The organism is Streptosporangium sp. G12, from assembly GCF_052983175.1.
Genome location: NZ_JBRIQO010000044.1, coordinates 1 through 13979 on the forward strand (window position 1 = coordinate 1; position 13979 = coordinate 13979).

The 13979-nt window shown below is 71.9% G+C and carries 13 protein-coding genes and 1 pseudogene; 7 read left to right on the forward strand and 7 right to left on the reverse strand.

Going from position 1 to position 13979, the window contains the following annotated elements:
- The coding region (locus ACVCAG_RS42260; RefSeq protein ID WP_447191490.1) for a BTAD domain-containing putative transcriptional regulator at nt 1–1463 on the reverse strand (1463 nt) is incomplete at its 3' end.
- A gap of 168 nt (nt 1464–1631) precedes the next feature.
- Between ACVCAG_RS42260 and ACVCAG_RS42265 the strand changes: the two genes are divergently transcribed.
- Nucleotides 1632–2114: a hypothetical protein gene (locus ACVCAG_RS42265; RefSeq protein ID WP_440088921.1), complete on the forward strand. Its 483-nt coding sequence runs from the start codon at nt 1632–1634 to the stop codon at nt 2112–2114.
- A gap of 347 nt (nt 2115–2461) precedes the next feature.
- Here the strand turns inward: ACVCAG_RS42265 and ACVCAG_RS42270 are convergent, their stop codons facing one another.
- Nucleotides 2462–3583 carry an epoxide hydrolase family protein gene (locus tag ACVCAG_RS42270; RefSeq protein ID WP_447191491.1) on the reverse strand — a complete coding sequence of 374 codons (1122 nt, stop codon included), beginning with the start codon at nt 3581–3583 and terminating at the stop codon, nt 2462–2464.
- 242 nt (nt 3584–3825) lie between these two features.
- Between ACVCAG_RS42270 and ACVCAG_RS42275 the strand changes: the two genes are divergently transcribed.
- On the forward strand, nt 3826–4791 hold the full coding sequence (locus tag ACVCAG_RS42275) for a WYL domain-containing protein (protein WP_440088925.1): 966 nt from the start codon (nt 3826–3828) through the stop codon (nt 4789–4791).
- 200 nt (nt 4792–4991) lie between these two features.
- Here the strand turns inward: ACVCAG_RS42275 and ACVCAG_RS42280 are convergent, their stop codons facing one another.
- Nucleotides 4992–5144: a hypothetical protein gene (locus tag ACVCAG_RS42280; protein ID WP_447191492.1), complete on the reverse strand. Its 153-nt coding sequence runs from the start codon at nt 5142–5144 to the stop codon at nt 4992–4994.
- A 237-nt stretch (nt 5145–5381) separates the two neighbouring features.
- Here ACVCAG_RS42280 and ACVCAG_RS42285 point away from each other — a divergent pair, with 237 nt between their 5' ends.
- The 3 genes from ACVCAG_RS42285 to ACVCAG_RS42295 all read left to right on the forward strand — a co-directional run bounded on the left by ACVCAG_RS42285 (nt 5382) and on the right by ACVCAG_RS42295 (nt 8290).
- On the forward strand, nt 5382–6164 hold the full coding sequence (locus ACVCAG_RS42285) for a cellulose binding domain-containing protein (protein WP_447191493.1): 783 nt from the start codon (nt 5382–5384) through the stop codon (nt 6162–6164).
- 129 nt (nt 6165–6293) lie between these two features.
- Nucleotides 6294–6878, forward strand: a complete 585-nt coding sequence (locus ACVCAG_RS42290; RefSeq protein ID WP_440089000.1) for a WHG domain-containing protein — start codon at nt 6294–6296, stop codon at nt 6876–6878.
- Complete coding sequence (locus tag ACVCAG_RS42295) at nt 6875–8290, forward strand: MFS transporter (protein ID WP_447191494.1); 1416 nt, start codon at nt 6875–6877, stop codon at nt 8288–8290. Before ACVCAG_RS42290 ends, ACVCAG_RS42295 begins: the two co-directional genes overlap by 4 nt.
- A 593-nt stretch (nt 8291–8883) precedes the next feature.
- Here the strand turns inward: ACVCAG_RS42295 and ACVCAG_RS42300 are convergent.
- Nucleotides 8884–9282: pseudogene (locus ACVCAG_RS42300) on the reverse strand (arsenate-mycothiol transferase ArsC); the annotation flags it as partial.
- 155 nt (nt 9283–9437) lie between these two features.
- Between ACVCAG_RS42300 and ACVCAG_RS42305 the strand changes: the two are divergent.
- Nucleotides 9438–9824, forward strand: a complete 387-nt coding sequence (locus ACVCAG_RS42305; protein WP_440088931.1) for a hypothetical protein — start codon at nt 9438–9440, stop codon at nt 9822–9824.
- Here the strand turns inward: ACVCAG_RS42305 and ACVCAG_RS42310 are convergent.
- The gene (locus ACVCAG_RS42310) at nt 9821–10183 is read right to left on the reverse strand and encodes a hypothetical protein (protein WP_440088932.1); all 363 of its coding nucleotides are present in this window, start codon (nt 10181–10183) and stop codon (nt 9821–9823) included. The genes ACVCAG_RS42305 and ACVCAG_RS42310 overlap by 4 nt on opposite strands.
- 391 nt (nt 10184–10574) lie before the next feature.
- Between ACVCAG_RS42310 and ACVCAG_RS42315 the strand changes: the two genes are divergently transcribed.
- The gene (locus ACVCAG_RS42315; RefSeq protein WP_440088933.1) at nt 10575–10748 is read left to right on the forward strand and encodes a calcium-binding protein; all 174 of its coding nucleotides are present in this window, start codon (nt 10575–10577) and stop codon (nt 10746–10748) included.
- 288 nt (nt 10749–11036) lie between these two features.
- Here the strand turns inward: ACVCAG_RS42315 and ACVCAG_RS42320 are convergent, their stop codons facing one another.
- Together ACVCAG_RS42320 and ACVCAG_RS42325 are read right to left on the reverse strand one after the other, a co-directional pair.
- On the reverse strand, nt 11037–11840 hold the full coding sequence (locus ACVCAG_RS42320; protein WP_440088935.1) for a phosphotransferase: 804 nt from the start codon (nt 11838–11840) through the stop codon (nt 11037–11039).
- Between the two features lie 356 nt (nt 11841–12196).
- Complete coding sequence (locus ACVCAG_RS42325) at nt 12197–13861, reverse strand: YncE family protein (RefSeq protein ID WP_447191495.1); 1665 nt, start codon at nt 13859–13861, stop codon at nt 12197–12199.
- Nucleotides 13862–13979 lie beyond the last annotated feature (118 nt).

Below are 13979 nucleotides of genomic sequence, written 5' to 3' on the forward strand. Positions count from 1 at the left end.
CCCGTGTCCACGCCCAGGCGTTCGGCCAGGTCGGCGCACGGCACGGCACGCAGCAGGCCGGCCGCCAGCTCGATCGCCAACGGCAGCCCGCCGGTCGCGGCGCAGATCGCGGCCACCAGCGGGGCCTCGCGCTCGGGGTCGAACCCCGGCCGGGCCTTGAGCGCCCGCGCGACGAACAACGCCTCGGCGGCCGGCTCGGCGAGCCCCTCCACCGGGACGATCACCTGTCCGGGCACGTCCAGCCGCCGCCGGCTGGTCGCCAGCACCCGCAGGCCCGGCGCCACCCGCAGGATCTCCGCGATCACCCCGTCGAAGGACGGCAGATGTTCGAGATTGTCGAGCACCAGCAGCGTCGAGCGACCGGCGAGGGCGGCGAGCAGCAGCTCGGCGGCGGGCCGCGGCGGGGAGAGGTCCACGCCGAGCCGGCGTGCGAGCGTCGTCACGGCCGCCTCCGCCCGTACCCCGACAAAAGACACGAACGCGACATCCGTCGCGGAGGGGAACGCGGTGTCGTGCTCACCGGGCTTCGCGGAGGAAGGGGAGTCGGCGTCGTGCCTCCCGGTCCCCGTGGAGGTCCTCGCGGGGGAGAGGGACGCGGCATCCCGGTCCCCGGCCTCCGCCGCGGCGATGGCCAGGCGGGTCTTGCCGATGCCGCCCGGGCCCGACAGGGTGATCAGGCGTTCCCGGGACAGCAGGGCACGCAGGCGGCGAATGTCGGACTCGCGGCCGACCAGCTCCGCCCCGGGGACCGGCGGGGCGGCCCGGCGGACGGTCGCGGGCCGGGGCGTGAGGTCCCGGCGGAGCGCGCGGGTCTCGGGTGCGGGATCGACGCCCAGCTCGCGCGCCAGCCGCAGGCGCAGCTCCTCGTAGCAGGCCAGGGCCGCGGCCCGGTTCCCGGACCCGGCCAGGGAGGCGATCAGCACCCGGTGGGCCTCCTCGTCGTACGGGTCCAGCTCCGTCACGATCCTGGCCAGCCGCACGACGTGTTCGCAGGCGGCGGGCCCGGCGCGCACGAGCAGCTCGCGCAGCACCAGCCGGGCCCGCCGCCGCTCGCACTCCAGCCACCCGGCGAACGCGGGCGCGTCCCCGAAGGAGAGACCGTCCAGGAACTCCCCGCGCCACAACCGGAGCGCCCCCGCCACCGTCGGGTCCCGGGTGAGCTGCCGGTAGTCCACGAAGCAGCCGTCGCCGGCGCGCAAGCCGACGTGGTCGCGGGTGATGTCGAGCCAGCCGCCCACGTCCCTGCGCAGCTCCGACAGTGCCAGCCGAAGGCTGCCCCTGGCGTTGGCGTCGGGACGCTCGCCCCACAGCAGCCCCGCGAGCTCGGCCCGCGAGCGCGCCCCCGGCGTGGTGGCGAGGTAGCACAGGAGCGCCCGGGTCTTGGCGGAACGGATCCGCACCGGCCTTCCCCCGACAGCCAGCTCGGGCGTGCCGAGCAGCAGCAGGCTGAAGGAGTCTCCCATACGAGGACGGTAGGCGCGTGCCTGCCGCCCGGCTGTGTCAGAAGGCACGGAGATCGTGTGCTCTATGCCGTTGACCTGTGATCTCACGATGTGCTCACGCCGCGTCCGCGACTCTGATGCCGCGTTTCGCGACGGTCGCGGAACGTCAGCGTCTCCAGGAGGAGCAGCATGCATTCTCGTAAGGTGATCGCCGCACTCGCCCTGGCCGGAGGTCTGGTGGCGCCGATGGCGCTGGCCGCGACCCCGGCGGCCGCCATGGCCGGCTCGTGCCGCGTGGAACTGTACGACATCGACGCCGGCAACGTGGCCGACCGGGACGGCCGGGACGAGGTCCGGTTCCTGGTCGGTGGGAACCTGTTCCCCACGCTCAACGCCAACTACTTCGGCATGAACGCCGGTGGCGACGGGGATCCCGGCGACTTCGAAGACCCGACCTCGATCATCCAGAGCACCCAGGACGTGGCCTTCGAGCTGCGCGAGACCGACGGCCCGGCCTGGGGGCAGGGCGACCTGCTCGGCACGGTGACCGCCCTCGGCAGCACGTGCGCCGGGCTCGCCACGGGCGCCACCAGGACCATCACGAGGACCCTCACCGGGACCGAGCAGACGGCGTACTCGTACGTGGTCAGCCTTGAGATGACCGCTCTGTAACCGCCCTCGGAGCCGAGGCCGCGCTGCCGCCGCGGGGCAGCGCGGCAAGAGCATCGGCGGCGCGGCCGTCGTCGACGGGGCCATGCCGCCGATGGCCCCGCACCTGCGCGGAAAACCGCCGCCACCCACGGAAGCCTCGACACCGAGATCGGCCTGCCGCCGACCGTGCTGCGGGCCGGCGAGTCCACCCGCTACCTGGTCCCGGAGAAGCTCGCCGACATTCCGCACGACGAGGTCTGATGCGTCTCGGGGACTGCTCCCGCAATGCGAGGAACGCCCTGCTCCTCCTTCAGGAGGAGCAGGGCGTTCCCGGTCGAAGCTCCAGCCGGGACACGGTGGCCGGATGTTCAGCGGATGGTACGGAAGAAGGTGCGCAGCTCGTCCACGAACAAGTCGGGAACCTCAAGCGCGGCGAAGTGCCCGCCGCGGTCGTACTCGGTCCAGCGGGTGATGTTGTTGAGTGGTTCGGCGAAGGAGCGGATCGCGATGTCCTCGGCGAAGTTGGCCACGCCGGTGGGCACCTGGGAAGGCGTGGGCCAGTTGCCGGTGTGCATGGACTCGTAGTACATCTGGGCCGAGGACGTGCCGGTGTTGGTCAGCCAGTAGATCATCGCGTGGGTGATGACGTGGTCGGCTCCGATCGAGCCCGCGGGGTGGGACCAGTCGTGGAACTTCTCGCCGATCCAGGCGAGCTGGCCGACCGGGGAGTCGGCCAGGGCGAAGCCGAGCGTGTGCGGGCGGGTGGCCTGGATCTGGAAGTAGCCGTTGCCGTCGGAGAGGAACTGGTTCATCCGGTCGAGCCTGGCCTGCTCGGCGTCGGTGAGGACCGTGTCCGCGGGCACGTCGCCGAGAGGGATGAACCCGACGGTGGCCGCGTTGACGTGCACACCGGCGACGTGTTCGGGGTCCACCCGCCCGAGGTCGGGCACGATGATCGAGCCGAAGTCGCCGCCTTGCGCCCCGTACCTGTCGTAGCCGAGCCTGGACATCAGCTCGGCGTAGGCGGTGGCGATGCGGCGCGCGTCCCAGCCCGCCGCGACAGGCCCGGTGAACCCGAAGTTCGGGTGCGAGGGAATCACGAGGTGGAAGGCGTCGGCCGGGTCGTCGGGGTCGGTCAGCGGCTCGATCACATCCAGGAACTCCGCGATCGACCCGGGCCAGCCGTGCGCGAGGATCAGCGGGAACGCCTGCGGGTGGGGTGAGCGGACGTGCATGAAGTGCAGGTCCAGCCCGTCGATCCGGGTGGTGAACTGCGGGTGCCGGTTGAGCCGCTTCTCCGTCGCGCGCCAGTCGTATGTCGTGGTCCAGTACTCGGTCAGTTCCTTCAGATGATCCACCGGCACGCCGCGGCTCCAGCCGACGTCCGGAATCTGGCCGGGCCAGCGAACGGCGGACAGGCGCCGCTGCAGATCGTCCAGCTCGGATTGCGGAATGTGGACCTGGAACGGCTTGATCTCGCTGTTCAACACACGACTCCTCTGTGTCGGCACGAAGCGCTCGGCCGCGTGCGCGGGGTGGTGCCCTGACTGGGCGTGTTCGCGTCGCTGGGCCCGGTCGCGAACCCGCCTGAAGACCCGTGACCGATGTTCCGGGCGAAGGACCCGCCGGCACCACGCCGTCCGGCGTCTGCTCCGGTCGGCGGCGGTCACTGAGACGATCATGTCAGCCAACGAGGTCAGCCACTGTCCTCGTTGCGATGCACAATGGGGGCATGCTTGAGACGTCCGCCCGGTTGCTCCGGCTGTTGTCGTTGTTGCAGCAGCGCCGGGACTGGACCGGTCCGCAGCTGGCCGAGCGGCTGGGGGTGACGGTGCGCACCGTGCGCCGTGACATCGATCGGCTGCGCGAGCTCGGCTATCCGGTGCACGCCACGATCGGGAACGTCGGCGGATACCGGCTGGGTGCCGGGGCCGCCATGCCACCGCTGCTGCTCGACGACGAGGAGGCCGTCGCGGTCGCGGTGGGGTTGCGCACCGCGGCCAACGGTACGGTGGCCGGGATCGAGGAGACGTCGATGCGGGTTCTGGCGAAACTGGAACAGGTCCTGCCTCCCCGGCTGCGATACCGGGTCGCGACGCTGGACGCGGCCATCGTGGCCCAGCACCGGCCGGGCGCGGTCGTCTCGGCTGAGGCGCTGACCACGATCGCCGCGGCCTGCCGCGACCACCAGCGGCTGCGCATGGACTACCGCAGCCATGACGGCACCGAGAGCACCCGCACGGTCGAGCCGTACAAGCTCGTCCACGCCGGGCACCGCTGGTACCTGGTGGCCTACGACCTCGACCGGGCGGACTGGCGGACCTTCCGGGTCGACCGGCTGCGGACCCGGACCCCGGCCGGTCCCCGGTTCAGTCCCCGCGAGCCGCCCGCCGACGACATCGGCGGGTACGCGTCCTGGGCCGTGGGCGTCGGCCGATATCGCCACCGGGCGCGGTTCACCATGTACGCCCCGGCGGCACGGGTGGCCGAACGGGTATCGGCCGAAACAGGGGTGATCGAAGCGGTCGACGAGCGCAGCTGCACCCTGTGGGTCGGCTCGGACTCCCTCGACGGGCTCGCCCTGCACGTGACCCTGCTCGGCTTCGAGTTCACCGTCCACGAACCGGCCGAGCTCGTCGAGCGCTTCGGAACGCTGCACGCGCGCATCGGCCACGCGCTCGGCCCATCCGCCGGATGACCGGTGCGCATCCGGCGACGCGCCTCCACCCGCGGGATCCGGCCGCCGACCTCCGGGAGGTCGGCGGCCCGGGTGGACGGACGAGACGGGCGCCGAAAGGGCGGCGAGCCGGCCAAAGCCCTGATCGAAAGTGGGTTGGACCGGGACGTGCGACGGCTGCGGGTGGCGCTGTACATCGCGCCGGCGTCCTGGCTGTTCTACTACTTTCTCCTGCCGTCGTGGCCCTGGTGGGTGACGGTGCTCGACGCCGTGGTGATGTCGGTGGTCGTGGTGCGGCTCCAGCCGGTGCTGGGACGCGGCGAGGACGTGCTGATCGTCACCGGCGGCCCGCCGGCGCCGCGTGAATCTTTCATCCGGTTCCGCCTGCCGCCCCCGCCTGGACGGCGGGGACGAGGGCGGCGTTTCCCGAGGTCTCGAAGGCTCTTCCCCAGGTCTCGCACGGGCTCAGAGGAGGCGGTGACCGTACGGGCGACGACGGTGTCTGTACATCCTCCGAGAACCGTCCGAACCTGAAACCGCCGACGCAGACGGGCGGCGGCCAACGGGGTGTCTCAACGGGAGGTCGGTCATTAGTGAAACTCGGTAAGGGCTTGTCACGGAACAGGGTTCTGACGTCGGCCGCGGCCACCGCGCTGCTCGCGGCCGGGGCCGTCATAGGCGGCACGGCAACCTCGGCCGACGCGGCGGTCGGTTGCGCTGTGACCTATACCTCGCACACCTGGGGCACCTCGTCGGGCGGCTTCACCGCCTTCATCGACATCACCAACACCGGAGACCCGCTCACGGGCTGGGCGCTGACCTTCACCTTCCCGAGCACCCAGCGGATCACCGGTGGCTTCAGCGCGCAGTGGAGCCAGAGCGGCCAGCGGGTCACCGCCAGAAACCCCGCGTGGGGCGGATCGATCAGTTCCGGAAGGACCTTCAACATCGGCTTCAACGGAACCTGGACCGGCAGCAACCCGCCGCCGACGGACTTCGCCCTCAACGGCGTGCCGTGCACGGTCAAGCTAGTGCCGAGTCCCACCCCTTCACCCAGCCCCTCGCCCTCACCCCCGCGGCTGCGGATCCTCATCTCCCCCTCCGACCTCACGGTGCCCGAGGGCGGCACGGCGAGCGTCCAGGTACGGCTCAGCCAGCGGCCCCCGGGCAACGTCATCGTGGGCACCGCGCGGGTCTACGGCGACACGGACCTGTCCGCCGGACCGCCGCTGACCTTCACCCCGGACAACTGGGACATCCCTCAACCTCTCACCGTGACGGCGGCCGAGGACGACGACGCGGTGAACGGCTCGGCGACGTTCGACTCCCGCAGCAGCCAGATCACCGGCAGCAGCGCCTTCCTGTGGGAGGCCGTCGAGCAGGACAACGACTAGCGCACCCGCCACCCGCAGCGCCGCACCGCCCTGTTGAGAGAGGCGGTGCCCCCAGAAGCGGGCATGGGGGCGTCCCGTCGATCCACGGGTGGGTAGACACTGTCTACTGGACGCTGGTAGACAGTGTCTATGCGCGAGGAGGACGCCGGGCTGCGGGCCCGCCTGGTAGAGGTCGGCGTGGATTTGGTGACCCGAGAGGGGACGCAGGCGCTGTCACTGCGTGAGATCGCCCGTCGGGCCGGAGTCTCGCACGGCGCACCGCGCCGCTATTTCCCCACCCACCTGGAACTGCTCTCCGCCATCGCGCGGGAGGGCTTCGCGGCCCTGGGCGCCGAGGTCGTCCGGGCGCTGGACGACGGCCGGGCGGATCCGCGCGCGCAGTTGACGACGCTGGGCCGGGCATATCTCGGCTTCGCGCTGGCCAACCGCGGCATGTATGAGCTGATGTTCCGCCACGACCTGCTCGAGAGCAACCATCTGGGCCTGCGGGAAGCCAGCCTGCCGCTGTTCCACGTCGTGGTGGATCTGCTGACCCGGGCAGGCCTGCGGCCGGGCGTGGACCCGCGGATCGCCGCGGGCGTGCTGTGGGCGAACGCGCACGGCATCGCCCAGCTGTGGGCCTGGGGCAGCCTGCAGCTGACCACCGGATCGACCGAGCTCGAATCGCTGCTGCGGGCCGCGCTGGAGGCGCACCTCGGGCCGGAACCGCGGTGAGACCGGGACGTCACCGCCACCTCACGCTGGCCGGCAGCGTCACGGGGGCGGCCATCGTCGCTCTCGACGGAACCGTGCTCACCATCGCCCAGCCCGCCATGCAACGGGACCTGCACGCCTCGTTCGCGCAGGTCCAGTGGACCAGCACCGGCTATCTCATCGCCGTGGCCGCCCTGCTCGTCCTCGCCGGCAGGCTCGGCGACCGCTACGGTCACCGGGAGGTCTTCGCCGCCGGGACCCTGGGCTTCGCCGCCACCTCGGCGGCGATCGCGCTGGCACCCGGCATCGGCTGGGTCATCGGCCTGCGCGTCGCCCAAGGACTTTTCGGCGCGCTGCTGCAACCGGCCACCCTCGGGATGCTCCGCGCCGCGTTCCCGCCTGACCGGCTCCCGATGGCCATCGCGGTGCGCAACAGCGCCATCGGCCTGGCGGCCGCCGTCGGCCCGCTCCTCGGCGGCGCGCTGACCGCCCACTTCGGCTGGCGTTCGGTGTTCCTCCTGAACATCGCCCCCGCGCTCGCGATCGGCGTGGCGGCTCTGGCCGTCCGCGCACCGGCACCGCGCGGCACCGGTGTCGGTGCCGGCCGGCTCGGCCTGACCGGCGCCTGCCTGCTGGCCGCGGCCCTGGCGTGCCTGGTCCACACCCTGGCAGAGGCACCGCGCGCGGGATGGACCGCGGGCACCGCGCTCAGCCTGACCGCGGCCGTCGCGGCGGGCGGCGCGTTCGTCCGGCACCAGCGGATCGCCGCCCACCCGCTGATACCCCGGCACGTGCTCGCGTCGGGGACGCTGACCGCGGCGCTGGCGGTCCTGCTGACAGCCGCCGCGGCGATGTTCGGGGCACTGTTCGTCGGCAGTTACTTCCTGCAGGAGGTCCTGGCGCTGGACCCGCTGCAGGCCGGGCTGCGCATGCTGCCGCCGGCGGTGATGATGGTGGTCGGCGCGCCGGTCGCCGCCGTGCTCCTGCGCCGGCAGGGTCCCCGACGGACGGCCCTGGCGGCGATGGCCCTGGTCAGCTTGGGAATGCTGCTGTTGGCCGGCGCGGACCGGCCGGCGGCCTCGCCGGTGATGACGGGGGCGTTCCTCATGCTGGGCGCCGGCTTCAGCACGGTGATGGTCACGGCGACGGCCGTCGTCGTGCAGCAGGCATCCGCCGACGACGCGGGCGTGTCCGGCGGACTGAAGCAGACCGTCATGAACATCGGCCCGGCGCTGGGCATCGCCCTGGCCACCACGTCGATCACGCTCATCGCGCCCGGCCTGGCCGCCGGACACGCCGGTGGCGGGGGACCGCGGTGGACGGCCGCGGCCTTCGGCGGCGCGATGGGGCCCACGCTGCTGCTTCTCGCCGCCGTCGCCGCGCTCGGCGTCCCGGCGGCGGCCAGGCTGCCCTCTCACGCCGCCCGCCGGTAGCGGCGGCGGGCTGCCGCGTCACCTGTGACGGCCTCCCCCGAACGTGTCCCTAACCCCGAAGTAAGCCGATCTGCGCGGGTCACCCGGCTTGCGAGAAGATCGTGTCCTCGGCAATGGAGACGGTCACGACTTTTGAGAACACGCACGGCTGAGAGGCAAAACCCGCTTGACCGGGAACTCGGTGCGGACATCCCGGATGTGGGTCACCGGCCACAGCAGCCAGCGGCCCACGGCGGGTCGTCCGGCCGCGTGAGGACGAGCAGCGCGCGTTGCGGGCCTCTGCGGCCCGGCTCGGTGGAGCGACCGTCTCGGTGGGGGGCCGTGGTGTGGCGTGGGCGCGTGCCCGAATCACCGGCGGGGTTCGGTTGCCGCTGCCGCTCGGGCCGGTCACAGCCGCGATCTGACCGCGCCGGACCCGCAGGTGCACCCCCGGGCGATGAACCGGTCACCGAGACGCAGGTGCAGGTCCTGCAAGTGCAAGATCGGATCCATGGCGTACGGGTCCTTGTCTGCGAAAGCGGCGCAGGCACGCCGCCATGGCGCACCGCTCGGCGAAAATGGTGAGGCTCGCCGCGCACGGATCATGGCGGGCTCTACGGCGCCGGGGAGTGAGGGCCGCCATCTCGGGGCGGCGCCGCCGGGGTGGCGGTCAGGGCGGTCAGCCGGTCGACGCGCTCGGTGAGCTGGGACATGACATCTTCGAAGATCTCGTCGGTGTCGATCGGCCCGGGATCGGGAACCGACCAGTGCACGCGCCGGGGGTCGGGGCCCAGTTCCTCATAGGCCTTGTCGCAGACGGCGACGACCAGGTCGCCGGGGTCGAGCACGTCGCGGATGTGGGCGGTGTGAGAGCGGCCCAGGTGCAGGCCGTGGCGGCGGGCGGTGCTGACGGCTCGCGGGTTGAGGTAGGGGCCGGGGTGGGTTCCGGCGGAGGTGACCGGGATGTGGCTGCGGGCCGCCCACAGCGCGGCGCCCAGCGGTGAGCGGGCGCCGTTGCGGGTGCACCGAACACCACCCTGGGCGCAGCGACGGTCGTGGCGGCGCTGAGAGCCTCCAGGGGCGCCGACACCGTCTCGGTCATCGACACCGCCACCGGCGGTGCCCGCCGCCGTGACCCACCCGGCCTCGCCGCCGGACCCCCTCGTTCATGCGCGTGGTCTTCACCGGCCCGGTCGCCATCGCACTCGTCAACACCGCCGACTCGTCCGCAGGTGGGCAGGCGGCCGTGGCTGACACCGACCCGGCGATGGCCGAGAAGGTGGCGTTCGTGCGCTGCGCCTCGTGCTGGGAGTCGATGGGAGACCGGCCTCGCGAGCATGGCGTCCCGGCCTGCCGTGCGGCCGTCGACGTCGCCGAGAACGCCTCCTGGACTGAGGTGGCGTGGGAGGCGACCGACCCCTACGTCGTCGCCGAGCAGCTCACGGCCACACAGGCAGCAAGTTTTTTCTCATCGCCGATGGCTGTTCCGCTGTTCCTCAGCCCCGTGTCTCTGCCGTGTTTCGGTGGCACCCCGTATGGGCTCGTGCCGCCCTAACGGGTCTCGGCGCGCGACAGCGGCGACGTGAGCAGCGGGACCACGCAATTGCCCGACGCGGTCGCCTCATAGATCCACGCCGAACCGTCGGGCGCGGTGTAGAGGTGCCTGGTGGTGACGGACACGCCTGAGCAGACCTCGCCCGCCGCGGCGGCCTGCTGGTTCAGCGCGGCGCGGGCGTTGCCTTCGGCGGCCGCCCTTCCCGCATTCGGGCTGGGGCCCCAGCCCGAGGAGGTGGCCGAGCGATAGGTGGCGGCGAGGGCGGTGGGAGCGAACAGCACCGCGCCGGCGGTCAGCGTCAGGGCGATGACGAGGACGAGGCGCAGAACCCGGGCAGGATGACGAACGCTGAGTGCCATGGTGTCCCTCTCGCGGGAGGCCGGAGGTTCGAGATTGTCACCATAAGACCGGGCAGGTCGGACCGACCAGCGCCGGGGGCGCGGGCAGGCATCCGCGCACGTCGAGGCTGAAATTTTCACGCAGGCCCGCGGCACAAGCGGTGAGCGGGCCTCTTAACTAGTACTGGACGATGTGACCGGGTCGCGCGGCCGCCGTCTTAGCGCCGCTGCCGGTCAACGGTGCCATGATGTCGGCGATGTACGTGATAACGACCCTTTATCCGATATATAGGACTCGATCCGTCTGGCGCGTTCCCGCGCCTTCCCTCCAACCTCCGAACAGCGGGAATGCGATCCCATGCACGATCGACTGCGGGTTTTGGGCTTATGCGGACTGAGCTTCTTGCGGCGCGTGGGAAGCGATTCGGCCGGCAACGACACCCTCTGGGGCGGCCGCGGCCGCGACGTCCTCGTCGGCGGCACCGGCGACGACTTCCTGAACGGCCGTGGCGGCAACGACACGACCGACGGCGGCGCCGACACCGACACCTGCACCGGCGAGACCGAGGAGAACTGCGAGTTCTGAGCGACCGGCCTCGCGGGAGAGGGCCGGTGGCGGGCCGGGCGTCCGATGGGACGCCCGGCCTTTTCGGGAACGCATGTTCCGTCCTTTTGGCTCAGGCCGGCTGAGCTGCGCGAACGCCTGGCTTGGGGCTGATGGTGCGAGTCTTGCCGACACCCCGTATTGGATCGGACGGGGAAACCCGCCGGGAGTGGTCACGGCAGGGTGCCCCGGTCCGACCCAACCCAACATCCCCGGTCGCCTTGAAGGAAGCCCGCGGGACGGGGGCAATGATCGCTCTCGTCCGTGCCTCTACAACGCCCGCTGGAACTCCGGCAGCAGTTCCTCCAAGAGCCGCAGCTCGGCTGCGAAGAACTCCAGCGACACGGCGGAGTCCGCCGGGCCGATCGGCCAGTCGGCCACCTGCCCGGCCTGCTCCAGCTTCGTCCTTCGCAGTGCCGGCAGGATCGCCAGGCGGTCCGTCAGGCCATAGGCGTCGACCAGGATCCGCAGCCGGGACGCCAGGTCGGGCAGTGGATCGAACCCGGACTCACGCAGCTGCCCTGGACGGGCGATCGGCAGGAACGCCCAGGCTGCCGCGGCCAGCTCGGTGACCGGCTCGATCGGCCCGGCCGCGTCCCAGTCGATGAACGCCACCGGCAGATCGCCGCGGTAGACGGTGTTCCACGGCCCCAGGTCGCCGTGTGAGACGATCTGTTCCCGGCCGCGCGGGTGCGGCCGGAACCGGTAGCCGGTCTCGGACGGGACGAACCCACCGACGGCACGGTGCAAGCGGGCCAGCAGCCGGCCGACCGCCGCCAAGCCCTCCTCGCTTCGGGCGCAGGAGGGAAGCCGGGCGCCCCGGCCCGGCTCCCACTCCGGATCGGAGGCCACCTCTCCCTCCAGGAAACTCAGCACCTCGGTGTCCCCTTCGGTGCCCAGCACCCGCGGCGCCCCGTCGAACCCGACGGCCTCCAGGTGCCGCAACAGCTCGTGCACCGCCGGCGACCACGGCCCCATCGGCCGCCGCACCACGTGACCACGTCGGGTGACCCCGCCGGTCATCCGCCCGCCGGACAGCGGCACGTCGCCATGCAGGCCTGTGTTCTCGCGCATCGTCCCAGTATCGGGGCCAAAACCGCAGCAACGAGATCATCTTGAGTCGCCGGTCGGGCCCCGGGTACGAGGCAGGCGGTGACGCGGGTGGCGCTGGGAGTCGGTGAGCGGCAAGACTCGATGCCGGTGTGGATGAAGATGCGGCGGAAGGCGATGCCGGCACGTTCTCGGCCCACCCGAGGAGAAAGCGAAGTCGGGGTGTCGTGAAGAGTTGTGTCACCAGGTAGGGGTTCCGGTAGCAATGAGGAGATTTCCAACGAGGCACCGTCTGACCTGCGCTGACGAAGGTGTCGTAGAAGCCGGGGTTCAGCTGTGGGTGACCGTGCCCGGCCCGACGGCCGGGCACGGCCGTCAGGTCACTCGACCATGATCTGATAGACGGCCTTGGCCGGCCCGGCCGTGGCATCCCCCGACCACAACGCGAGGTAGCTGTACCTGCCGGCGATGGCGGGCGTGTCGGTGAACATGTACGTGCCGTCGGCGTTCACGCTCACCGGCGGCAGCTTGACGCTTCCGCCGCTGACGTTGTCGACGTACACGCTGCGCTGCACGGTGAGCGTGGCCCCCGGCGAGGGCGGCTCGCCACCCGCCGTCAGCACGCCGGTCAGCTCCATGGCCGTGCCGACGACGCCTGACTGCGGTCCTTCCATGGTGAGGGTGGACACGTGCCTGACCATCACGGTGGCGGAGGCGCTGCTTCGGCGGTAGCGGTCGTCGCCGTCCCAGAACACGAAGTAGGTCACCTCGCCGATGTCCGGCGGCGTGTCCTCGAAGGTGAACGTGCCGTTCTTCTGCGTCGTCACGCCGGTGATCTGCTTTTTCCTCCCGTCGGGCAGGCGCCGGGTCACCGCGAGCGGCTTGAGCCCGAGCGCCTTGCCGTCGGCGCGGGTGAGCCGCCCCTCGACGGTGACCGGCGAGCCGGCCCACGCGCGCGCCGGGGCCGTCACCGTCAGATCGGACGCCGGCAGCGCGACGCCCGTCACCCGCCACAGCAGCAGCCGGCCCGCGGAGCTCCGCAGCAGCACGAAGACGTCCGGGCCGGAGAACGCGACGCCGTCCGGGAGCGTTTCGGCGTCCGGCTGGTCGGCCGCGAACATCGCCGCGCCGGTCGCGGCGTCGTAGAGCGTGAGGTCGGTGCTGCCCCACTGGCGTCCCGCGGCGACGTAGGCGCCGCCCGCGCCGAGCGCCACGGCCGACGGATACCCGTCCCAGCCGTCGCCGTAGGTGCCGGTCGCGGCCAGGGTCGTGGTGTCGTACCTGGAGAAGTGCCCGGGGGCGTCGGCCGCGGCGAACAGGGTGGTGCCGTCGGAGGTCAGGGCGAGGTCGCGCAGGTAGTCCATGCGCCACTTCCTCCCGTCGATCGTGCCGCGCAGCTCCGGGGTGCCGCCGCCGACGTCGTAGACCAGCATGTCGGCGTGGTGCAGGCCGGTCCGGCCGACCACGAGCGTGTCGCCGGCGGCCGCGAGCACGGGAGCGCTCAGGTGCTCGCCCCCGACCGCCACCGGCGCCGGTGCGGCCGCGCCCAGATCCAGGCCGACGACGCCGCCATGGCCGTCGTCGCACCCGTGCCCCACCCACAACCGCTCGCCCAGCAGCGCCAGGGTTTGCGGGCACGGGTGGGCCGACAGGTCGATCCGCCGGGTGACGGCGAGGCTCGCGGTGTCGATCTCGGCCACCTCGTTCGAACCGGTGAGCGCCGCGTACAGGCGGGTGTCGTCCGCGTTCATGGCCAGTTCGCGGATGTCGGACAGGCCGGTGACGACGCCGCCGGTGAGGTTTCCGCCGGTGTCGGCCACGATGATCCGGTCCTCGGCGGCGACGAACACCCGGCCGCCGCCGACGGCCAGGTCGGCGGCATAGGAGCCGAAGGTCACCCCGAGGTCGGTCGTGGTGTCGGCCGCCGAGGCGGCGGGGGCCGCGACGGTGAGCAGGCCGGTGAGCAGGCTGGTGAGCAGGCCGGCGGCGCCGCAGTGAGCGGCTAATCGGCGAACCAGCGGATGGCGCACGAGGACCTCCTGCATGAATGGGAACATATGTTCTAATAACGTCTTATGGGTGCTCCCACGTCAAGATCGGCCGATCGCACGACACCGAACCGTGATCAAGTACACCCCGCCCCGGTCGAGAGAGCGCGTTCTC